Source organism: Sphaerochaeta pleomorpha str. Grapes, assembly GCF_000236685.1.
In the GTDB taxonomy this organism is placed as follows: domain Bacteria; phylum Spirochaetota; class Spirochaetia; order Sphaerochaetales; family Sphaerochaetaceae; genus Sphaerochaeta; species Sphaerochaeta pleomorpha.
In genome coordinates this window covers 2064920-2088036 of record NC_016633.1, presented here as the reverse complement: position 1 = coordinate 2088036, position 23117 = coordinate 2064920, and the positions used below count along the sequence as shown (strand labels likewise).

The window sequence follows — 23117 nt, the reverse complement described above, 5'->3', positions numbered from 1 at the left end:
TTTAAGGAAATCCAGGGACTACCCTTGTTCTGAGTTTTCTCATTAATGGAGATAGTATCCGTGCAAAACCAGCAATCAGTAAAAGGAAAAACCCTGCGGCATATCCTTTTTATCCTTTCTGTAGCAATATGTCTTTTTCACCTGTACATTACCATGAACACCTCAGTAAGTGTGATGCAGTCCAGGGTAATTCATCTTTTTTCCCTGATGCTTGTCTGGTATCTCTATCGCCTCCAGAAAGAACAACCTATCGGAAAAAAAATCTTTTCGTCAATATTTTTACTGGTTGTCTTGGCCCTCGGGGTCTATTACCTGACACAGACAACTCCCGATGTCATCCGTGAGAAAGGCATCTGGGGCATAACTTCACTGGATATGGTCGTAGGGTTCCTGCTGCTTCTCCTGATTTTGGAGACCTCCCGTCAGGCTATCGGCCTTGCCCTTCCGGTCATTGCCCTGGTATTTCTCTCCTATGCGGTACTTGGTCCCTATCTGCCGAATGTAATCGCCCATCGCGGGTACAGCCTTGAATATATCACCAGCTATGTCTGTTGGACCAATGAAGGTATTTTCGGTACGCCGATCGGGGCTGCCGTTTCTTTTGTAGTGCTGTATATCATTTTCGGGGAGTTGCTGGATAAATTCGGCTCAGGTAAGTTTTTTATTGACCTTGCCTATGCACTTACCGGAAAAATGCGAGGAGGCCCTGCTGAGGCTTCTGTTTTATCCAGCGCCCTGATGGGGTCTATCAATGGTTCTGCGGTAGCTAATGTCGTGACGACCGGGACTTTCACCATTCCCCTGATGAAGAAAGTCGGCTATTCGAAGGAATATGCAGGTGCCGTGGAGGCCGTTGCTTCGACAGGGGGTCAGATTCTTCCTCCAGTTATGGGCGCCGCAGCCTTTGTCATGGCCGATATGACAGGGATTGCCTATTCGACTATTATCCTTGCTGCTTTGGTTCCCGGTATATTGTATTACCTCAGTCTGGGTGCGGCTGTCTATTTTGAAGCTGGCCGTCTTGGGATCCAGCCAGAAAAAAATGCAAAACTATTGAACGCGAGAATAATTATGAAACAAGGGTATTTTCACCTTCTGCCCTTGGCTGTCTTGATTTTCTGTCTGTTGGGTTTTGGTTTTTCCGCAAGCTATTCCGCATTGTTTGCCATCGGTTCCATCTTGATAATCGGTATAGTGAGAACCCTTGCCCATGAGCACAGGTTTCCCTGGGCAGAATTGAAGGCTGTATGCCTACATGCGGCAAAGTCTTCTGTACCGGTAACCATTGCCTGTGCTTCGGCAGGGATTGTTATCGGAATTGTCAGTATGACTGGTCTGGGGGTCCGTTTTGCGCAGATTGTTTTCCAGCTCTCGCATGGAAACCTGTTTATGATGCTTTTCTTGACTATGATAGCCTGTATCATCCTTGGGATGGGATTGCCTTCAACCGCTGCCTATGTCATTGCAGCGACTGTCGCCTCCCCGGCGTTGTTGCAAGCGGGTATAGGTCTCCTTGCCTCCAACCTGTTTGTGTTTTATTTTGCAATCATTTCGTTTATCACCCCACCGGTAGCCATGGCTGCCTATGCAGCCTCAGGTATTGCCGAGTCTGATTCTATGAGAACCGGGATGAAGGCTTTTCAGCTTGGTATCGCAGGGTTTATCATTCCTTTCCTGTTTATCTATTACCCCGGCTTGCTGATAGTGGAAACATCAATAGGGGCGACTCTCTATGCAATCGCCATTGCTGTCTTTGCTGTCTTGCTCATGGCTTCTTCCTTTGAAGGCTGGTGCATGCTACCCCTCAACCTTGGATTGCGGGTTTTGATGTTCTTTACGGCGATTCTTCTCCTGGTTCCCGACCCTGTTGCCGATATTGCTGGATTGGTAATTGCCCTGTGTGTCTTCTCGCTGATCACCTTTCGCGCAAAGCAAAAAGGTAAAGTTCCAGATAATGCTACGCTTTCTTGATACTCTTCCAATACTAGAAACGTAGCTATCTTCCACTGTTTTTCCTTCCTTGCATCAAGGAAGGATTTTCTTTTTTGTACAAGACTACTCTTTATTTGCCAGGGCAATGGAATCTTTGTTATTGAATGGTATGTATCTGACCGAGAGCAATGATACGTTATGCCCAGATATGGTAGGTACGAGTAATCAGAAGCAAAGTAATGATACCGAAGGTGTATAATACCAGACCAATAATCATGGTAGGCAGGTTCTGGGCAAGCGTTATCGTAGTGTTTCCTGCAATGATAAAGGCAAATGAAACACAGCGTGCGAGGAAATGTCTCTGGTCTTTGTCCCGGACGAATGAGAGCAAGAACGTCATGATAGCCAGAAGGCTTATAAATACCCCAACGGCTACAAACGGTTTGCTTGCTATGGAGATTACCTTGTAATAGGAACTTGCATTTGTGGAGATAGGCACGATTATGGAAAGAAATAGTGACCAAGAGGCCGCTACGAATACATATTGACCCATCTTTGTCGCATTCATGTTCTGGATGAATAAGCTTGAGGCAAGAAACAGGAAGGATGAAAAAAGAAAGCAAAACTGGAAAACGATAGCGATCCACTCGTAATTAAGCATCAAAAAATGGGTAGAATTGAAAAATATCGGAAGTATCTTTACATTCTCCAATGCAATTACCAAGAACAATATCGGGAGGAATTGGGCTTCTGCCCCTATGTTTGTCCTATAGAAAAGGCTCAGCAAAAGCGCTGCGGTAAAGGTGATGAGCAAATGGATCAAGGCGGGGATAAAATATGGAAGCAGAGACATAACCTCCGTCCCTTGAGCGAAGGCAAGATACAGGGAATAGGAAATGAGTAGGATAAAGAGTATTGTCAGTATCCCTTGGATAGCCAATAACACGAAACGAACGTTTTTTGCCATTTTAGTTTAGATTATGTCAGGGTAGGCGGTCTCAACCCTGGTCCCCATCCTCTGACACGTATAACTGGTCCCCAGTGCAGCAACAAAGGAATCAATCAATACCCCAATGCCGTTCAACAGAGGCATAATCCCAATGAGTGTCATTTCGGCACCGTATAGATCGATCTTCAGCCATTTCAACGCAATGATTGCAATGAAGAACACCTCATAACCCAGGTAAAGAGAGCTTGCATAGGAGACTCCTGCACAGCAAAGGGCTACGAACAAAAGGACTTTGCCAGTAGGTATTGTCCCTAGGGCAGCATAGAGCAAGGATGAGATGCTTGCCGTTGCGACCATAGCCGACCCTCCCCGTCCAATAAGTGTATACAAGGGGACTGCCGTGGCACTGACTCGTTTCTGACACCCTAGGTTATGCCTTGAAAGAGAGATGGTCATGGGGCTGGTAAAGAAAATGCTTCCGGTAAAGAGTGCCGCTATTGCAGGTGAAAGCATCCGGTATATCAATCTGTAGGGATTAACCTTGAATTTCGTCAATAAGGAAAAGAGAAGTGGCAATATCCCCAAGACAACGATTACTGTGGCAATCATCAGAAGCAGGAGAAATTTTGCAGAAACAAAAATGGTACCTTCTGCCTGCAATCGGGAGAACCAGTAGGAAGAAGCGAAAAAGATGAAGAAATGGCCAATCATTGCATAGGACCTGGCAAGACGGAACATTGTTTCACTGAGGGAATTCATGGTTACGTAGGCTGGCCTGATAACTTCAACGTTTGGCTTCAAAAAATAGCCAAAGATGCATGCGATCACGAGGACGGGAAGAAGGAAGCTTTCTGCAGAAGACAGGGAATAGAAAGGGTTGACCGGAAGCATGGAATTGAAAAGCGTCGAGATTGATTGGCTAGCTACCGTTTTTATTACCGATGGATCGGTACCTGCTGTGCTGCTTGCAGGGAAGGATACAGGGAAAAGCCTAAATGCCAAAGCCCCGCAGATTGCAAGCAAGAGAGTAGAGATAATACTCCAAAGTATGGACGTTCGGGCAAATACCGCCCCCTTTGCATCTTTTCGCAAGGAAGCGATTCCTGATGAGAATCCAAAAAAAACCAGTGGAATCAAAACGAATCCACCAACCTGAACAAAAAGGGCAGTGATGGTATACATCGCTTGCCTGAATGTCTCCATATCCCCGAATAATAGTGTTGCAGCCAACCCCAAGGCAGTTGCAGCCAGATAAGTTATCCACGTCTTCATAGTTACCAAGAGTATCTTATCAGTAGCGTCAAGTCAATCAAACATAGGCCAAAGAGGATAAACACAGATTGATCGGACCTTAACTGAGCAACTTGTTGAGCTGGTATTCGGCAGAGGTTTCTGCTTCAGTCAATACCCGAACAAAAGCTGAAGTATCCTTTTTCCCTTTGAGTACCTGCATTGACAGGGCCGTTAGAAAAATAATCTCTTGCATTGCCTCCTTCTTGTACCAGGTTATTCCTTGGTACTCATTGCAATTCGCGTACGTTCTCAGTGCTTCGTCTTCCAGTAATATCCCTAGTATTTTTTTCGGGTCGTTTTCCGTGTCTGCGATAACGTAGCTTGCAGAGGCAAGGATTGCGGCACTATGACAGGCTTTTCTTGCCTGTGAATCCCTAAATCCAGCCTCAGATAAGAAATCAGAGAAAAATCTCTGCAGTAACAGCTGGTCGCTGGCTTTCATTGCATCAGCTATGCTGTCAGTTTCTTTAATGAAGGGTTTGAGAAACATCGATGCAGCCATAATCGTCGGAAACTCGTCCATGATAGCGGCTCCCTGGCAAAAATAGGAACTTTCGATCCCTTTCTTGAAGAGAGTAGTGAACCGTTGGATTTCTGCAAGCATTTGTGAGGGGTTTATTTCCAGGGGAAGACAGGGCAGAGCCTTTATTGCGGAAGGATGCAGCGTCTCAACGATTGCATTGAGATGGGTATAGACCTCGGCAAGGGTCAATATCAACTTTCTTTCATGCTGGGGGGTTGCTTTGCCTTGGATGCTGGCAACCAAAAGTTTTGAAAATTGTTCGCTATGCAAAGGTTCCATGACTTTGAAAACAGGTCTCAGGCGAAGAGCCAGAATTTCCTGTTCAATATTTGCGATTCCTTTTCCGTCAAGCAAGGCATAGAGTTCCCCGTAGGTTCCATCGATATCCTCCACTTCCCTGATATGCAGGAAAATCTTGACCTCGTAGCCATTGAGATGAATCTGTGCTCCCTCGTCAAAAACCCTTAGGGAGGGTCTCAGGTAGGTGAGTTTTTCTGGGAAGGATTCATATAAAACATATCTCCGTCCCCCAACGGTCAACCCTACAGCTTCAGCAAGTGAAACCTCTTCGGTATATTTTTCCCCGTTGTTATGTTTCACCATTTTGGGGGAAGAGGTTTTTATCCACCCCTCGACAGCTTCATATTGGTTGTTGAATAGCACGACTGCACGTTCGTTTTCCGTACCGTTGATATAGCAGAAGGCCGATTCCTGGACTTTTGAATTGTCGACTAGGTCAAATAACTGGAAATAGTCGATACCGCTGAACAGGTAGCGCTTTTTCAAGAGAGGAAAAATTCTCCGTCTATGTTCTTCAATGAGGTTCTGGTTGGGTTTCTCGTCCCAATAGGCCCTGCGGTATTCCATCCCATATTTTTCTTTGTAGCCTTCGATTTGGCCATGGCCATACATGGGAAGGCCTGGCATCGTTGACAACAACGTACATACCCCGAAGTACTTATCTCCATCCCCGAACTGGGCAATGGCAGTATCTTCATCAGGGTTGTTCATGAAATTTACGAAGCGTTTCAGTATTTCCGGTTCAAAGGAAATGGTATTTTTGATAGTTTCCCTGTATTTCTGGTTTTCCTGGTTCTTGAGCATATTCATAAATGCGCTGTTGTAGACCCTATGCATTCCCAGGGTTCTTACAAAATAACCTTCCATCATCCAGAAGGCCTCAGCTAAAAGCAAGGTATCCGGGAGCTCTTCACTCAATCTGTCAACGACTTCTCGCCAGAATTCGTGGGGAATCCTTTCATTGAACTCTCTGTCGCTAAGCCCAAAGTTCGCCCTTCCTGCAATATCTCCGCCGTTTCCAGGGGTTGGGTACCAGAGTCTCTGTATATGCTTCTTTGCAAGGGTCATGGCAGCATCGAAACGAATGATCTGAAAGTTTTTTGCTACATGCTTGATTTGTTGGTAGACAGCCTCTCTGGTTTCAGCATTAAGGTAATCGAGCTGTGCAGTGTCATTCCAAGGCATCGAAGTCCCGTCATTACCATGGTAGATATAGCTGGTTTTTCCTGTTTGCAGGTCTTTTCTGCGGAACGTCACGGCAGCATCGGTACGATCATAGTAATGGTCTTCGAGTTTGATCTCGATGTGGTCATTATCTGAAAGGTTGGGCCCATTATAGGTATACGAAGGGAAGGGAGCGGTATCTTGCTGAATGAAATATTCGCTGTGTTCAAAGACCCAGTCCCCATCGATACCGCAATGGTTGGGAACCATGTCACTTGCAAGCCTGAGGTTTCGCTCGGCACAACGCTGACGTAGGTTTTCCAATGCAGGCCATCCCCCAATGGCGTTGGCTATTTCATAGTTTTTCAAGGAATAGGCTGAAGCCTCAGCCTCAGGGTTTCCGCAAAGGTTCTTGATTTTCTTGGACGCATTGCTACGCTCCCAGAGACCGATCAGCCACAAGGCCGTGAATCCTTGCTGGTGCAACCGGTCCAGTTCCTGGTCGGGTATGTCTGATAGGGTAGTAATTGGGTACCCATACGACTTGGATAGCTGGTCGAGCCAAACCAGCGAGCTTTTTGCAATCATGACAACATTCGGCATCCAGTTCCGGTCAGCGGAGAAAGCCTCGTATTCCTCCATGATGATGCTATAGTCGGGAACTTCTGTAGTGCCTTTCCCTCCAGCGTCCTGCCCTGGGAAGAAATGGGGTTTATCCTCTTCCTGTACGTAATCGATGGACCTTAAAAGCAATTGTGTCATTTCGAAGGGTAGGAAATCACCCCAGGTTTCTGAAATGAATTGGATCTGTTCAGTGAGCGAATCCGGATAGAGTTTCGCAGGATGGGTCAAAAAAGAGAAAATATCCTCTTCGCTGTTAGTCATCTGGGCAGCCCCTTGGGAATAACCGCCAAGAAGGGCCGTCAGGGCCTGGGATGCACGGGGGAACGAGAGACCTTCAGGACTGATAAAAGGCTTTGCCGCTTTTACCAGTGCGGGGTTTTCTATCATTACCTGGTGCACAAAGTAACCCCGTAGGGATTCTTCCATGTAAAAAGTAAGGGGCGGCTCCTGCTCGATGAGTAAAGGGGATGGGAATTCCTTTACATAGAATGCCAGCACATCCTGGGTTGCATGGTTTTTGGAAACCAGCGTTGTCAGTCGGGTGAAGAAATCAGGTTCGGTCTCTTCAAGATATCTGCTCAATACCGTTTGGTAGATTAGATGAAGAACTGCAGTTGCATGCAGTCTTCCAGCTGACAGGTATTCTTTTCCCTGTCGTTTGTGGACCATGGAATTGTAAGTATGGGCCAATTCACTTGCCTGTTTATATAAGCCATCCAAACCGGAATTTGAAGGAAACAATGCTAAAAAAAAATCCATTTCAGTCCGTGTACGGATTGAAATGCGAAGGTCTCGTGCTATCAATTCACGCCTCCCAACTTATGGTGGTTTTCTCACATATAGGGAGAAAGTTTCCTCAAAAAGTATATCATGCAATATACATGTTGTAACCCCTTTGTTGAAAAGTGGAGAGGTTATTCTAAAGAATCTGTTACCGGAAGTGTTGAAAAATCACCTGTAAGAAGCCTTTCTGCCTTACCAAGTATCAAGGGCAACACCGGAGCCTCTTCCTTCGAAAAGGGGGTCAGGACAAAGGTTGCAATATCCCCTCTCTGCGGTCTTCCTATACCTATGCGAAGCCTGAGAAAACAGTCACTGCCAAGATGGGTTTTAATCGAACGGAGGCCATTGTGGCCCTGAAGCCCCCCGCCTTTCTGGATTCTTACCGTACCAAAGGGAAGTTCAAGGTCGTCATGGACAACCACAACTTCTTCTGCCTTGATCTGGAAAAAATCACAGCAGGCACGGACAGAGATCCCGCTTTCATTCATATAGGTCTGGGGTTTGATAAGGCGGAAAGCCCCTTCAGATGCAGTCTCTGCATGAAATTTCTGTTGCCACAGTGTAGATGGGTACATCCGGTCAGCTAGCATCCACCCTACGTTATGACGCGTATTGGAGTAGTTCTTTCCCGGGTTGCCGAGGAATACGATTAGTTTTACCATATCGCTATAGTATCTAAATAAAGGGGAAAGAAAAAGATGTATGTTCTTGTTTGTTATGTTCCCGAAACCCACCTGCAATGTGTAAAGGAAGCCTTGTTCTCAGCAGGGGCCGGAATACTCGGCGGATATGAGCAATGCAGCTGGCAAACACTCGGAACCGGTCAGTTTATGCCCTGTAAAGGTAGTTCTCCCTTCATTGGAGAGGTCGGGGCGCTTGAACAAGTTGAGGAGTGGCGGTTAGAATTGGTTGTGGATGAAGAACATGTGGCATCGGCCGTCCAGGCAATGTTAGAAGCCCATCCCTACGAAGTCCCCGCTTACCATTTGATCCCTGTAATGACAATTGACGGTTTGTCAATGTGAAAGCCTATTGTATCAATCGAAGGAGTTTCTATGGCAAAAACGGTTGCCCAGATTAATGAAAAGATCAAAGCCGGAACGGTCGTTGTAGTCACAGCCGAGGAATTTTCCCGGATGGCTGAGAAAACAGATATCGAGCAACTTGCGCAAGAAGTCGATATCGTAACCACTGCAACATTCGGCCCCATGTGTTCGTCAGGTGCCATGATTAATTTTGGTCACTGGTCCCCTGGGATCCGTATGGAAGAGATTACCCTCAACGGGGTCAATATCTATGAAGGACTTGCCGCTGTAGACAGTTATATAGGGGCTACCGCAGAGTCGAAATTCGATTGCACCTATGGTGGTGCCAACGTCATAGAGGATTTGATAGCGGGAAAGGAAGTCCGTCTCCATGCACGGGGAAAGGGCACTGATTGTTATCCTACCAAGGAAATCGATACCTGGATCAACAAAGATACGGTAAACGAATTCTACTTGTTCAATCCTCGTAATGCTTATCAGAACTATGCAGCCGCAACAAACAGTACCAGCAAGATGAAGTATACGTATATGGGCTGTTTGCTGCCAAACAATAACAACATAACCTACTCAACCAGTGGAGAATTGAGTCCCCTTCTCAACGACCCCTATCTCAAGACTATCGGCCTTGGAACGAGAATCTTCCTTGGTGGGACAGAAGGATATGTAATTTGGAACGGAACCCAGTTCAATATGAAGCGTCCCCGAAATGAATTCGGGATTCCAGTCGGAAGCGGGGCTACCCTTGCTGTCGTGGGGAACGCCAAGGAAATGTCCACCGAATATATCCGTTCTGCGTACTACGAGAAATATGGTGTCTCGATGTTTGTAGGAATCGGGATTCCCATTCCTGTCCTGGACGTTGCCATGGCAAAACACCTTGCTATCAATAACAGCCAGATTGAAACAGTCATCAGTGACTATGGGACTCCAGACCATGCCACTGTGGGTAAGGTAACCTACAAGCAGCTGCAGAGTGGTTCTGTTCTGCTCAATGGAAAAGAAGTTAAGACAGCTCCTATGTCCTCGTTGAGTAAGGCAAGGAAAATTGCCGAAGAGTTGAACGGCTGGATACGGGACAGGAAATTCTTCCTCAGCGAACCGGTTAAAATGTTTCCACAGGACAGTTTTGTCAAACCCTTGATTCCCCGTGAAGGTGGTATGCAATGAAAAAACGCTATGCTTTGAGATTTTCACCTACCTTGGTAGAGCTGCCGCTGGTCGGGAAACTTGTCAGGACCTACGATGTTGACATCAATATACTGAATGCCGATGTGGCCTCAGGAAAGGGCGGAAAGCTTATTGTCGAACTCTCCGGAACGGAGAAGGCCATTGGCGATAGTGTGCAATGGCTCTTGGGAGTTGGCGTAACCGTTTCCGAGATGGTCAAGGAACTCATCTTTGAAGAGGCTGGCTGCATCAACTGTGGTAGTTGTACTGCCGTCTGTTTCTCCAAAGCATTGTCGATGGACAAAGATTGGCACCTTGCCTATGATGCTTCGCTTTGTGTGGTCTGCGGACTTTGTGTCCATGCCTGCCCCATGAAGCTTTTTGCACTTTCGACGGAGAAAGAGGCATAGAAGCATGTATGAGAGTCGAACCTACCGCCAGAGGATGGGTGCTACCCGTTTCAATTCAGTTTCCCTTTCAGTTGGGGAAAGCGATCTCTGGATCGGATTTCAACCATCTTCGGTAGATTCGCATTCTTTTACCTTGGAAGCGGCAAGGTACCTGAGGAAACTCCGAAATGAGATTATCAATTATCCTGATAAAACATTTCTGACGAGTTATAGCCCAATTAGCCAGAAAGGGGTGGCAACTCCTTTCCTTAGTTCCATGTTCAGGGCTTCCCTTGCCTCTGGGACTGGTCCCATGGCAAGCGTGGCTGGGGCGGTGGCGCAATCTGTTGGCAGCTATCTGAAAGAAAGGTTTGCGCTAACGGAAATTGTTGTGGAGAATGGCGGGGATTTATACATTGATGTCCTGGAAGAGCTATCTGTTAAACTATTTGCACCAGGTAATGCACTTTCAGGCAAGCTTTCTCTGGTTGTAGACCCTCTTCACAGTCCTATTGGTATCTGTACTTCATCGGGGAAGATAGGCCATTCCTACAGTTTCGGCAAAGCCGATGCCGTTATGGTAGCCTGTTTCGATGCAGCCCTTGCCGATGCCTATGCAACAGCTTTCTGCAACAGGGTAAAGACCCCCCGCGATGTACAGGAAATTTGCAATGAAATGAATCAGCTGCCCGATATCATATCGGCAGTTGTGTTACTTGATGACAAATTGGCTCTTTGCGGCCAGTTGGAGGTACGTACCTAAGTATGGATAGACAGCAATATCTTTTGAAACTCCTCTCTGAGCGGGTTCTGGTTCTCGATGGAGCCATGGGGACTATGATTCAGAATCAAGGTCTCAGAGATGAGGATTTTTACCTGGAGGACATAAAGGCCGTCGGATGCAATGAACTGCTTTCCCTCACCAGGGGCGATGTGATCTTTGACATCCATACACAGTACCTGCAGGCAGGCTCCGACATCATTACTACCAATACCTTCTGTGCCAATAGTTTCAACCTCGAGGAGTATGGGCTTTCAAGTGAAGTGGAAACCCTGAACCGGGCTGCCTGTGAAATAGCAAGGGAGGCTGCTGCCGATTTTGAACGTACCCAGGAAAAGTACGCATTCATTGCAGGAACCCTGGGACCTACCAACAGAAGCCTCGCCTTTTCCTCTGATGTCGATGACCCTTCTTTCAGGAAAAGCGATTTTAAGGGTTTCGAGGAAATGTATTTGCAGCAGGCTGGCGTTTTGCTTGACGGTGGTGTCGACCTGCTTCTCATCGAAACTGTTTTCGATACCCTTGCAGCAAAGGCTGCCATACGTTCCTGTTTCAAAGCAATGGAAGAAAAGGAACGCAAAGTCCCTGTCATGGTAAGCGTAACCTTCAGCGATTTGAGCGGAAGGACTTTGAGCGGACAGACTTTGGAAGCCTTTGTTTCTTCTTTGGCTCCTTTCCCGATTTTCTCGCTTGGTTTGAATTGTTCAACCGGCCCAGAGCAGATGGTTCCCCTTATTGAAAAACTGAGCGCAATATCCCCATTTTTTGTAAGTGCGCACCCCAATGCAGGGTTCCCTGACAAAGAAGGTCACTATACCTTGACCCCAAGGCAATTGGCAGACCAGATGGCTCCCGTGCTAGGGAAAGGATGCCTGAATATCGTTGGTGGCTGCTGTGGCACAACCCCTGAGCACATACAGGCTCTCAAAGAGGCCACCAATAGGGCCAAGGTGCATGTGAAAAACGAAAGGCCCCCGGTTCTTGTCCTCTCCGGGTTGGAGAGACTCGAAGTCAGGGATGGGTCCTTTCTGGTTATAGGGGAAAGAACCAATGTAGCCGGTTCGAAAAAATTTGCCCGACTGATCAAGGAAGAGAACTGGGAAGAAGCGCTTTCTGTAGCCCGGAACCAGATTGCACAGGGTGCACAGGTCATTGATATCTGCATGGATGCCTCAATGTTAGATGCCCCGAAGGCCATGGTCGCTTTTCTTCGTCAGGTGGCCAGTGATCCTTCGGTTTCAAAAGTCCCTGTTATGATTGACTCTTCGGATTGGGAGGTCATTGAAATAGCGTTAGGGGAAATCCAGGGTAAAGGAATTGTGAATTCCATAAGCCTGAAGGAAGGAGAGGAAAAATTCCTTTCCCATGCCCGCCTCATTGCTTCCTATGGGTGCGCAATGGTAGTCATGTTGTTTGATGAAAAAGGACAGGCTGACCATTATGAACGCAAAATTGCGATCGCCAAGCGCAGCTATGACTTGTTGGTACAGGCAGGTATCAAGCCCGAGGACATTATCTTCGATGCAAATGTACTTTCCATAGCGACCGGGATAGATGAACATGATCTCTATGCCAAGGATTTTATCCGGGCTTCTCTCTGGATCAAGGAAAATCTTCCGTTTGCCCATACAAGCGGAGGAATCAGCAATCTTTCATTTTCCTTCCGGGGAAACGATGTCTTGAGAAATGCAATGCATGCCATGTTCCTTGCTTTCGCGAAACTGGATATGGCCATCATCAATCCAGGAGCAGACAGAAACCTTGACTCAATTCCTCCCCATGCCCGGGCAATTATTGGAAAAGCTTTGCTTCCTGAGGATACAAAAGCTGCCCAAGCGCGGCAAAATCTCATTGACCTTGCCCTGAGCGGGGAACTTACCAAGCCTACGCAAACCAAGGAAAAGACAAAGGAAGAGGCATGGAAGTCACTCGGTCCGGAAGAGAGGTTGGCTGAAGCCATTTTTCATGGTGAAAACACGTTCCTCCAGACTGACTTGGCATCCTTGGATAGCATGGATCCCATACAACTTGTCGAGGGGCCTTTGATGTATGGCATGAAAAAAGTTGGGAAGCTCTTTGGCGAGGGCAAGCTGTTTCTGCCTCAGGTTGTCCGAAGTGCAAGAACGATGAAACTCGCTGTTGATATCCTAGAACCTAGGATTACTGCCTATTTGACTGATGTAAACAATAAAATAGGCTTTCAAAAGAAAAAGATTGCGGTTATGGCTACGGTAAAAGGGGATGTCCACGACATTGGGAAAAACATTGTCAATCTCATCCTTACCTGCAATAACTTTGAAGTTATCGACCTTGGGGTTATGGTTCCTCCCCAGAAAATCCTTGCATCTGCCTTGGAACATAAAGCTGACCTGGTAGGTCTCAGTGGCCTGATAACCCCTTCGTTGAAAGAGATGGCCTCTGTTGTCTCCCTTTTTGAGGCCAATGGTTGCACCATTCCCCTGTTTGTAGGGGGAGCTACCACCAGCGAATTGCACACTGCCGTGAAACTGGCACCTTTGTATAGCAGCGCGGTTATCCAGACCAAGGATGCTTCTTCCATGGCCCTTGCAGCCCAGAAAGTCGTGGGTGCCCAAAAAGGTGAGTATCTAGCTGAACTCTCAAAACGGTATGAGCTGTTACGCAACGATACTTTTTTTGCCCGATATCCGAGGACTGCCGTATCCTTGCCTTCCGTAGGGTATACCCAAGCGCTTTCTTTGGTGCAGCAGAAAGCTTTGGGCACACCTGCAAAGAATTATGGGATTTTTACGATCGACCACTTTGCCCTTGATGAATTGCTTCCGTTGGTTAACTGGAAGATGTACAGCACTTCCTGGAAAGTCCCTGTTGGAACCAGTGAATCTGAAAAACTGATAAGCGATGCCTTGGAAATGTTAGCCGATCCTCAAATCATCCGGCTTCTCGAATCCGGCTGCAAGGCTGTATGTGGACTGTTCCCTGCAACAAGCGACCGCATGACTGTCTCGGCCGGTACAGGAAAATTTCATTTTCTCCGCAATGAGTCGACAGGGTTGTGCCTTGCCGATTATGTGGCAAAGGAATCTGATACTGTCGGGTTGTTTGTGGTGAGTTCTTCCCTTTCCATCGGTGAATATCTGAAGGAACTCAAAGAGAAGGGGGATGACTACCGCGCACTGTCCTTGCAGCTGATCTGTGACCGGTTGGTGGAAGTGCTCGCCGAAAAAACCGAGCGGTTCCTCGCAGACCGGTGGGGTTCAAAGAATCTGGGCTTCATTCGTCCGGCCCCTGGGTATCCTGCTTGGAGCGATCATAGTGAAAAGAAGGGTATTTTTGATTTGCTCGGGGCTACCGATGCAATCGGGGTACGTTTGACCGAGAACTTTGCCATGGATCCTTCTTCAAGTATCTGTGCCATGGTGTTCGGGGGCGATGACCCTAGATATTTCAGTGTCGGAAACGTATCGCAGGAACAACTTGACCAGTATGCCAAGGCAAAAGGGCTTTCCGCCCCTGACCTTGCCACAATCCTTCAAGGTATGGAATAATAACTAACATGAAAGTAACAGACATACTCAGCCAGGCAAAAAAGCCTTTGTTTACCTTTGAACTTGTACCTCCCCTTAAAGGGGGGAATGCAGAGACCTTGCTTGACACCGTAAGGCAACTCAGTGTTTTCGAGCCGGCATATATCAATGTTACGAACCACCAGAGGGAAGTCGTCTATATCGAACGTCCCGATGGGCTGTTGCAGCGGAAAACGGTGCATAAGCGTCCAGGGACCGTTGCCCTTTCTGCGTTGATCCAGTACACGTTCAATATCCCAGTTGTCGCTCATCTGATCTGCGGTGGCATGAATGCGGACGAGATTGAGGATACCTTGGTCGAATTGAACTTTCTTGGCATAGACAACGTGCTTGCTTTAAGGGGAGACCCCCCTGTAGGGCAGAAGCGGTTTGTCCCGGTTGAGGGCGGATACGACCATTCCGATCAGATGGTTTCCCAGATCATTGCCCTAAATAACGGAATATATCTCGACCATGAGTTGAAAAACCCGCAGAAAACCAATTTTTGTGTTGGCGTTGCAGGCTATCCTGAAAAACACGGGGAGGCCCCGAACCTTAGCAACGATATGGCAAACCTCAAGAGAAAAGTTGATTGCGGGGCCGGTTATATCGTTACCCAGATGTTTTTCGACAATGCGGTATATTATCGTTTTGTCGATGAAGCTAGGAAAGCCGGCATTACGGTCCCCATTATTCCAGGGATAAAGCCCATTGGAAGCAAAAGGGACCTTTTGACCATACCCCAGACCTTTCACGTGGATTTTCCCTCTGAACTGGTAGATTTGCTTTCCCAGGCAAAAACCTTGCAGGATGTGAAGGAGGTTGGGGTATATTGGTGCAAGAAACAAGCTACCGACCTTATTGCCAACGGAGTTCCCGGAGTTCATTTTTACACCCTTGGCAAGGCAGAGTCTGTGTCCCGTGTAGTCAAGGATGTGTATTGACCGATAATCATATGTTCAAACAGGGAGATTCTTAATGGCTGACAAAAAAACTTCTTCGGTTCTGCTGCGTATCGTAATTGCCCTGCTGTATATCAGCATGGGTCTTCAGGGCTTGGTCAACGGGGGAAGTTCTGAAGCTATCGGAAGTCTTTTCAATGCCTTTGACTCTGATGCAATGGTCTATATCTTGTCTACGGTAGTCCTTCTAGGGGGCATCCTTCTTTTTGTTCCCTTATTTGCCAAAGGTCTTTCCCCTGTTTTTGTAAAAGGTGGCATGATTGCGATTCTGGTAATCTGGGTTGCCATAGTATTCTTTGCCGATTTTGCACCGGGGTTTCGTGGATATGATGCCAAATCTTGGATTTCCTGGATAGAGATGTTCATGTATCATCTCATAGTTCTTTTTGCCACCTATGAGGTATGCAAGAAGGCTTTGGCATAAGCTTACCGCTCTTTCTTTACCCCGTTTTTCAAACAGGTTGCCGTTTCGCTGCACTTGCTGCACCAAGGGCTTACCGAGGTACAGATATATTGTCCGTAAACGACCAAAAGTTCGTTGAGTGGAATCCAAAAACGCTTTGGCATGACAGTCTGGAGGGCCTGTTCTGTCTGCTCGGGCGTTTTTGTAGCAACCCAGCCCATCCTGTTTGCAATCTGGTGTACATGGCAATCCACGCAGATTGCCTCGATCCCGAATCCCAGGTTCAGCGTAAGGTTTGCCGTTTTTATCCCTACCCCCGGAAGCTGAAGGAGTTTTTCGCTGGAAGAGGGGACCTTCCCATTGTAGGTCATTTCCAGGATTTCGCTTATGGCAAGTAGGTTCTTTGCCTTCGTCTTATAGAAACCGGCAGGGTAGATAGCTTCTTCGATGGCTTTTTGCCCAAGCAAGAGCATGGCATGAGGTGTATCTGCGAGGGAAAAAAGTTTCCTGCTTGCCTGTAAGGTCACCTCATCCTTGGTCCTCAGTGATATGAGCGTAGAGACAAGAACCCTGAAAGGGTCCTGTTTTTCCAAGGCAATTGCCGAGACAGAAGGGAGTTTCCCTCCTTCCTTCTTGATCGTTGACCCAAAGCGGGAAAACAAATCTACCCAATATTGGTCTTCCATGATAATTCTGATACCATGATGAGCTGAAAAAGGCAATGTTCCCTTGACCTTTTTTTTGATACATTCTAGCGTTGTCCCATGATTATCGTACTCAAGAAAAATATACATGAAGCACAACGCGAGAGCCTCAGGTCCTTTCTGGAAAACAAAGGTTATACTGTAAAGGAAATCATTGGACAGGAAGAGACTGTCTTCGGGGCAGTAGGTCAGAGCGGTCTCGATATCCGTGAAGTAGAGATGCTTGACGGTGTTGCGAGTGTAGTCCCTATCAGCAAACCCTATAAACTTGCCTCGAGGGAACTGAAAAAAGAAGACACCATCGTAACGGTCGGTAACGTGAAGATCGGGGGAAACAGGATTGCTGTCATGGCAGGTCCCTGCGCCATCGAGTCGCGTGAGCAGATTTCTACCATTGCCGGTCTGGTGCGTGAAGCCGGTGCGGTAATTTTACGAGGTGGGGCGTTCAAACCCCGGACTTCCCCCTATGCATTCCAAGGTCTTGGTGAAGAGGGTCTGCAATACCTCAAGGAAGCCGGCGAAAAGTACGGCATGCCGGTAACCACAGAAATCGTGAGTCCTTCCGATGTTGACCTCATGAAAAACTATATTGACATGTTCCAGATCGGGGCAAGGAATATGCAGAATTTCGAATTGCTCAAGGCAGTCGGAAAGACAGGTATGCCGGTCCTCTTGAAAAGGGGCCTGTGCGCAACGCTCGAAGAATGGCTCATGGCCGCAGAATACCTCATGGCTAGCGGGACTGACCAGATAGTCCTGTGTGAGCGGGGTATCCGCACATTTGAGCGTGCTACCCGAAATACGCTCGATTGTAGTGCCATCCCTGTAGTCCAGAAAATGACACACCTGCCTGTTATCGGGGACCCCAGCCATGCTACAGGTCTCAGGGATATGGTTAATCCTATGAGTCTTGCCATCGTTGCCAGTGGAGCTTCCGGCCTTATCGTGGAAGTGCATGACCATCCTGAAAAAGCTTTCAGTGACGGTCCCCAGTCTCTTTATCCCTCTCAGTTTGAGAAACTGATGCGTGATATCCAGGCGCTTGCCCCTGTTGTCGGGAAATCGCTTGAGAGAATTCCACGCATTATCCCTTCTTCCCTTACCCAGAAACAGGGAGAAGCGTATTCTACTTTCAACCAAGCCATAGCCTTCCAGGGGGAACGTGGTGCATACAGTGAACTTGCCGTTCGCAGGGCTTTCGACGAGAAATCATCGGTTCTGCCTTGTAAATCCTTTGCCGATGTTTTTGATGCAGTCATGCAGGGAAAAGCTGCCTATGGGGTAGTCCCTGTTGAGAATACCCTGGGGGGAACAATCAACGATAACCTCGATTTGCTCATCAGCCATCCAGGAATACAGGTGGTCGGGGAGCAACAGGTTCGCATCATTCATAACCTCATTGTCCTTCCCGGTACAAAGAAGGAGCAGATTACCCATATCTATTCCCATCCGCAAGGGCTTGCCCAGTGTGCAGATTTCTTGAAAAACGAGATGCCTTGGGCAGAGGCTGTGCCCTTCTTCGATACCGCTGGGTCTGTTTCTTTCGTGAAAAAGACACTCGACCCGACAAAAGCTGCTATTGCCGGAGCACCGGCTGCCAGATTCCATGATATGGAAATCTTGAGTGAAGGGATTGAAAGCAACCCCCGTAACTATACAAGGTTTTATATTATCTGCAGGGAGGAGAACGCTTCCCTTTTCCGGTCTGCTGCCCCAGTGAACAGGGCTTCGCTCCAGTTTACCGTAGGTGATCATCCGGGAGCTCTGTTTGAAGCCTTGTCCATTCTTTCCAAGCATGGCCTTAATATGAAGAAACTGGAATCGAGGCCGATTCCCGGAAAGCCGTGGGAATACTCCTTCTTCGTCGAGACTGAGCTTGGGGAGGAAGGCGCCTTTACAATTGCCTTGGATGAATTGAAGGGTTGCTGTTCCTCGGCTCGGGTCCTCGGTACCTTTACGGCGGCTCTTTGAAATGGGCAGGTTATGCCAGTTTGAACTCCAAAAGCTGGTAATGGGAGTACTGTCCTCCGACGAATCCTTGCATGAGCGTCTCATCGAGACACTCGTGCAGCGGTTCGGTCCCATACAGGAGGAAAGCGAACACGTTCCTTTCCTGTTTACCGATTATTACAACAAGGAAATGGGAGGGCAACCCTTTCGTTGTTTTATTGTGTTTAAGGACCTTGTCGACCCTTCTTTGCTGGCAACGATAAAGCTTGAAACCAACGAGATCGAGCAACTATTTGCAGACAAGGGTAATCGAAAGATCAATCTCGATCCCGGGATTCTCTCTGCCGGAAGTTTTATCCTGGCTACCACTAAAAACCGATCCCATAGGATTCCCCTTCATGACGGGATCTATGCCGAGACAACCCTTATCTATCATGGACACTGTTTCAATGCACTTCCCTGGACCTATGCTGATTATAGAACCGAAGCCTTTAGAACCCTTTTCGAGCGCTACAGAAACGATTATCTACAGCAACTTCGAATGCTTGAGAATCGGTTATAATAGATAAAATTGCTATGTGTAATAGGTTTTAGGCTATCATTAAAGCGATATAGCTTTGTTTTCTTCTCTTCTCTTTGTGAAAAAAATTCTACTTTTATTTATTTTTTTTGTCACCTGTAGCTGTAGTCTGGACCCAATCTCCCTGTTTTCCATACAAGTAACACTTGCAGGCAAACACCCTTGGGAAGATGCCGCAACGAAAAGTCTTTGGTACACCCTCTGTTGGTCTGATGGGTCAGGTGGTGTGCAGAAGCGTTATATCGGTAAAGATGTGCATTCGGTCTCCATTCAGGTTCCAAGGGGTAAAACAACCTTTATCTGTGCCTATCCGCTCGGTTTTTTATTCCCCTACGGTGGGGCCTGTATACCGACTGACAGGAAACCCATTATGCTTAATCAGGATGAGGGGGCTTTGTGTGATCAGCTTCTATCGCTTTCACAAAGCGAATATGATGCTGTTTCCACGCTGAATTACCCGATGGTTCTACAGGTATTCAGGAATAGAAAAGAAGATTTCAGCCTATTCGATTATCATTTGTTTGCAAAGGATCTCTCCAATGGAGAGCTTTCCGCTTCTTCTCTTGATTTCCTTGAACCCGTTTCAGTGTGTATTGAGGATATACCCCCAGGATACTGGGTGGGGGAACGTGAGTCGGACGGGGCGTTCTGGTCCCAGCTTGGCGATGGCGGGGTAGGTTTATTACTCAGTGATGGCCTGCACTGTTTTCTCAATAAAGAAGACGACCTGATGCTTAAGGTTTTTGTCGATATTTATACGAAAACTTCATTTTCAAGTCTTCGTGAGGCACCTTCCTGGTAGTTTCCCTATCTTCCCTTTTATTCTCCAAAAGGGTACAGTCATTACATGGAATCATTGCGCCAACTGTATAGAATTGGGTATGGACCCTCAAGCAGCCATACTATGGGGCCTCGTTTCTCTGCTACCCACTTCCTGTCAAACAACCAGGAAGCATGTCGTTTTGAGGCCGACTTGTATGGAAGTTTAGCTGCAACCGGAAAAGGGCACTTGACTGACAAGGCTATCCGCGAGGTTTTCGAAGCTTCTTCAAAACCTGTCGAGATAGTATGGTTTCCCGATATCGAGAAACCCTACCACCCGAACGCCCTCACGTTGCGTTCTTTCGATAGGAATAATAATCTCTTGTCTGAACAGACCTATTACAGTGTAGGCGGGGGAAGGGTTGTCATCGAAGGCCATGCAGAAGCGGATCCTCCCCAGATTTATCCCAAAGAATACAGTACCATGCGCCAGATTCTCGATTATTGTAATCAGGAAGGGATGCAACTGTGGGAATTTGTCATTCAGTTTGAAGGAATGGAGATTCTTTCCTTTGTTGAAGAAGTTTGGTCTGTTATGTCTGAAGCTGTTGAAAATGGGCTCAATGCCGAGGGCGTTCTTCCCGGCGGACTCAAGCTACAACGAAAAGCCTGGCAATATAATGCCAAGGCCGCTGAATTTACCGGTCCACTGGGTAATACGGCACTTGCCCTGAGCTATGCGCTTGCTGTCTCGGAAGAGAATGCAGGTGGAGGCAAGATTGTGACTGCCCCTACCTGTGGCAGTTGCGGTGTTTTGCCAGGGGTAATCTATTACCTTGCAAAACAGTATAAATTTCCAAAGATCAAAATTCTCAGGGCTTTGCTCACCGCCGGTATAATCGGCAATGTGGTGAAAACCAATGGTTCGATCAGCGGGGCAGAGGTTGGTTGCCAGGGCGAGGTGGGTGTAGCCTGTGCCATGGCCAGTGGGGCTGCAACCCAATTGCTGGGAGGGACTATCTATCAGGTGGAGTATGCGGCGGAGATGGGTCTTGAGCATCATCTGGGCTTGACCTGTGACCCTATGCGTGGATTGGTACAGATCCCCTGCATTGAAAGGAATGCACTTGCTACGATGCGTTCCATTGACCACTGTACTTATGCCTTATTGGGCGATGGCAGGCATAAAGTCTCCTTTGATAATGTAATTGAAGTAATGATGGAAACTGGGCAGGCGCTTCCTTCCCTGTATCGGGAAACTTCCCGTGGTGGCCTTGCCAAGGTTATGAGTTGAGTTCTTGCTATTGGTAATCTGATTTCCTGTGACATAGGTTAGCAATTCTTATTAGATAAGTAGCATATGTAATTAGTGTAAATTCATCAATACAGTAACAGGTAACCTTTGTTCCAATCTTTTCATACTATTGACATAGGTTTTTCCTGTATAGTATTGTTCCTTGGCATGATGTTTTATACATGGGGTAATGGATAGGATGGGTAGTATTGGGTTTCATTGCAGAAAATTTTTCCTTGCTTTTCTAATTCTGCAGCTTTCGACTTCTTGTCTCCTTTTTTCAGCGATAACCCTGCAAACCTCAGGGACACAGGTTCGCTTTGACATTGCCCAAATGACTGAATCTTCAAAGCAAGGCGATTTTTTGCCAATCTGTGACCTTGCTTTGGCTGCTAAACAAAAAGGGATCGGTACGGTTACGGTAGCCCATTCCTCGCTTACCGATGGCGATAGGAGCATTGGCTATTCACTTTTCTATGAGGAAAAGGGAATACTGAAGCCGATAGACAAAGCAGTTTTCCATTACTCAGCCAGTCCTGATAGCCTTCAGGTTGTACATGTCTCTAGGCTGTGGGCAAAAATTGAGAAACCCTTGGAGGGGGATTCAGGAAACTATGAAAGCAACGTAGCTTTCAGTCTTGTCTTGGATATGTAATACAAAAGAGTATCAATCTTACCTTGCCTCAGTACCCCTTCCTTAGTGAATGAAACAGGTCCCGGGCAATCTGTTTCTACTAATTTTCCCTGCATAGGCACTCTGTATCCATGTGTAGGAGAATCCTATCAGGGTTTCCGCTCCCAAGGTCTGTATCAATAAAAAAAATCATAAAATCTTTTCGCGTTTTTTTAAAACCTAATATATACTATAACCATGCTAAAACGATTTAGCATACAGCATAACGTTTCAGCTCAATAAGATGAGGAAGTAAATGGCAAAACCTACTTTAAAAATAATTGCTGAACAAGCTGGGGTCTCGGTAACTTTGGTTTCCCTTGTACTCAACAATAAGCCGACCCGAGTATCCGAAATTACCCGACAGAGAATCTTTGCTGTTGCAAAGGAAAACAATTATGTGCCCAATAAACTTGCCAGTGCCCTTAAGTCAAAGAGGAGCCATATACTTGGGATAGTAGTCCCTTATACGCCATTTGGGTTTTTTAGTGAATTAATCTATTACGTTGAACAATCGGCCTGGGCGAGAGGCTACAGTGCAATCACCATAAATACGTTTAATGATTCCCAAAAAGAGTTTGAGTCTCTTCGACTGTACCAGAGTGGTCTTTTCGATGGCATGTTGATAGCTTCCCTTTCGGAGACTTCCGAGGCAAAAGGAAACTACCAGGATATGCTGAACGCCCGGTTTCCGTTTGTATTTGTTGATCGATATGCCAAGGGCATTTCTGTTCCCATTGTTTCCTCTGACCATTTCCAGATTGCCTATTCGATGACTAGTCAGATATTGAAAAAGAAACACCCCCGCAATATTTTATTTCTGAATCGTGAAGGGCAGCCCTTGAATACCACCCTGATACTCAGAAGGGAAGGGTATAGAAAAGCAATGATTGATGCACACTTAATGCCTTGGGAAGTAAGTTTTTCCCTTAGGGGAGGAGAACATAAAGCCGATACTACCCTCACTGAGGTTTTGGACAATTTAAAAGAGGAACCTGAGGCCATATTCCTCTATTCAGGCTTTTATATGCCCTATCTATTGAAGTCCCTGGATGCTTCCCGGTTCAGGGACTGTACTCCGGAATTTCTCACCGTTGATGGGTTTTCGGTCACTCAGGATTTAGTCGTACAGAAGGGGGTTTTGGACTGTGTAGCCAATCATCTGTTGTTTACGATCCAAGATACCCAGCAAATAGCAGAAAGGGCTGTTGAAACACTGGTAATGCAAATTGAGAAAGGAGAAAAGGTTTCAGTTCCCTATATTCCTGCTATGAGTTTTTGGAGGTAATTATT

19 protein-coding genes are annotated in these 23117 nt (G+C 46.9%); 14 read left to right on the top strand and 5 right to left on the bottom strand.

Going from position 1 to position 23117, the window contains the following annotated elements; translation table 11 throughout:
• Positions 1 to 60 precede the first annotated feature (60 nt).
• A complete protein-coding gene (locus tag SPIGRAPES_RS09415) occupies positions 61 to 1971 on the top strand; it encodes a TRAP transporter permease (RefSeq protein WP_014270532.1) in 1911 nt (636 codons plus the stop codon).
• Between the two features lie 157 nt (positions 1972 to 2128).
• Here SPIGRAPES_RS09415 and SPIGRAPES_RS09410 read toward each other — a convergent pair whose 3' ends face one another.
• The 4 genes from SPIGRAPES_RS09410 to pth all read right to left on the bottom strand — a co-directional run bounded on the left by SPIGRAPES_RS09410 (position 2129) and on the right by pth (position 8230).
• Positions 2129 to 2899, bottom strand: a complete 771-nt coding sequence (locus tag SPIGRAPES_RS09410) for a hypothetical protein (RefSeq protein ID WP_014270531.1) — start codon at positions 2897 to 2899, stop codon at positions 2129 to 2131.
• Between the two features lie 6 nt (positions 2900 to 2905).
• Positions 2906 to 4153, bottom strand: coding sequence for a cation:dicarboxylate symporter family transporter (locus SPIGRAPES_RS09405; RefSeq protein ID WP_014270530.1), 1248 nt, complete (start codon positions 4151 to 4153; stop codon positions 2906 to 2908).
• Between the two features lie 79 nt (positions 4154 to 4232).
• A complete protein-coding gene (locus tag SPIGRAPES_RS09400) occupies positions 4233 to 7589 on the bottom strand; it encodes an alpha-amylase family glycosyl hydrolase (protein ID WP_014270529.1) in 3357 nt (1118 codons plus the stop codon).
• A 110-nt stretch (positions 7590 to 7699) separates the two neighbouring features.
• Positions 7700 to 8230: an aminoacyl-tRNA hydrolase gene (gene pth / locus SPIGRAPES_RS09395; RefSeq protein WP_014270528.1), complete on the bottom strand. Its 531-nt coding sequence runs from the start codon at positions 8228 to 8230 to the stop codon at positions 7700 to 7702.
• 36 nt (positions 8231 to 8266) lie between these two features.
• Between pth and SPIGRAPES_RS09390 the strand changes: the two genes are divergently transcribed.
• The 7 genes from SPIGRAPES_RS09390 to SPIGRAPES_RS09360 are packed head-to-tail and all read left to right on the top strand — an operon-like array spanning position 8267 to position 15882.
• The gene (locus tag SPIGRAPES_RS09390) at positions 8267 to 8593 is read left to right on the top strand and encodes a YqfO family protein (RefSeq protein WP_014270527.1); all 327 of its coding nucleotides are present in this window, start codon (positions 8267 to 8269) and stop codon (positions 8591 to 8593) included.
• Positions 8594 to 8623: 30 nt separating this feature from the next.
• On the top strand, positions 8624 to 9781 hold the full coding sequence (locus SPIGRAPES_RS09385) for a homocysteine biosynthesis protein (protein WP_014270526.1): 1158 nt from the start codon (positions 8624 to 8626) through the stop codon (positions 9779 to 9781).
• On the top strand, positions 9778 to 10191 hold the full coding sequence (locus SPIGRAPES_RS09380) for an NIL domain-containing protein (RefSeq protein ID WP_014270525.1): 414 nt from the start codon (positions 9778 to 9780) through the stop codon (positions 10189 to 10191). Before SPIGRAPES_RS09385 ends, SPIGRAPES_RS09380 begins: the two co-directional genes overlap by 4 nt.
• 4 nt (positions 10192 to 10195) lie before the next feature.
• Positions 10196 to 10933, top strand: coding sequence for a UPF0280 family protein (locus tag SPIGRAPES_RS09375; RefSeq protein ID WP_014270524.1), 738 nt, complete (start codon positions 10196 to 10198; stop codon positions 10931 to 10933).
• Positions 10934 to 10935: 2 nt separating this feature from the next.
• Positions 10936 to 14478, top strand: a complete 3543-nt coding sequence (metH, locus tag SPIGRAPES_RS09370; protein ID WP_014270523.1) for a methionine synthase — start codon at positions 10936 to 10938, stop codon at positions 14476 to 14478.
• Between the two features lie 8 nt (positions 14479 to 14486).
• Positions 14487 to 15440: a methylenetetrahydrofolate reductase gene (locus SPIGRAPES_RS09365; RefSeq protein ID WP_014270522.1), complete on the top strand. Its 954-nt coding sequence runs from the start codon at positions 14487 to 14489 to the stop codon at positions 15438 to 15440.
• A 34-nt stretch (positions 15441 to 15474) separates the two neighbouring features.
• Positions 15475 to 15882: a hypothetical protein gene (locus SPIGRAPES_RS09360; protein WP_014270521.1), complete on the top strand. Its 408-nt coding sequence runs from the start codon at positions 15475 to 15477 to the stop codon at positions 15880 to 15882.
• A gap of 2 nt (positions 15883 to 15884) precedes the next feature.
• Here SPIGRAPES_RS09360 and SPIGRAPES_RS09355 read toward each other — a convergent pair whose 3' ends face one another.
• A complete protein-coding gene (locus tag SPIGRAPES_RS09355; RefSeq protein ID WP_014270520.1) occupies positions 15885 to 16547 on the bottom strand; it encodes an endonuclease III domain-containing protein in 663 nt (220 codons plus the stop codon).
• Between the two features lie 78 nt (positions 16548 to 16625).
• Between SPIGRAPES_RS09355 and aroF the strand changes: the two genes are divergently transcribed.
• The 6 genes from aroF (at position 16626) to SPIGRAPES_RS09325 (ending at position 23112) form a co-directional block, all read left to right on the top strand.
• Positions 16626 to 18536, top strand: a complete 1911-nt coding sequence (aroF, locus tag SPIGRAPES_RS09350; RefSeq protein WP_014270519.1) for a 3-deoxy-7-phosphoheptulonate synthase — start codon at positions 16626 to 16628, stop codon at positions 18534 to 18536.
• A gap of 1 nt (position 18537) precedes the next feature.
• Positions 18538 to 19077, top strand: a complete 540-nt coding sequence (locus tag SPIGRAPES_RS09345; protein ID WP_014270518.1) for a DUF4416 family protein — start codon at positions 18538 to 18540, stop codon at positions 19075 to 19077.
• A 76-nt stretch (positions 19078 to 19153) separates the two neighbouring features.
• Positions 19154 to 19897, top strand: coding sequence for a hypothetical protein (locus SPIGRAPES_RS09340; RefSeq protein WP_014270517.1), 744 nt, complete (start codon positions 19154 to 19156; stop codon positions 19895 to 19897).
• A 45-nt stretch (positions 19898 to 19942) separates the two neighbouring features.
• Positions 19943 to 21151, top strand: a complete 1209-nt coding sequence (locus tag SPIGRAPES_RS09335; protein WP_014270516.1) for an L-serine ammonia-lyase — start codon at positions 19943 to 19945, stop codon at positions 21149 to 21151.
• 334 nt (positions 21152 to 21485) lie between these two features.
• Positions 21486 to 21806 (top strand): hypothetical protein, encoded by a 321-nt coding sequence (locus SPIGRAPES_RS09330; RefSeq protein WP_155816699.1) that lies wholly within the window; start codon positions 21486 to 21488, stop codon positions 21804 to 21806.
• A 274-nt stretch (positions 21807 to 22080) separates the two neighbouring features.
• Positions 22081 to 23112 (top strand): LacI family DNA-binding transcriptional regulator, encoded by a 1032-nt coding sequence (locus SPIGRAPES_RS09325; protein WP_014270514.1) that lies wholly within the window; start codon positions 22081 to 22083, stop codon positions 23110 to 23112.
• The last annotated feature ends 5 nt before the right edge of the window (positions 23113 to 23117 follow it).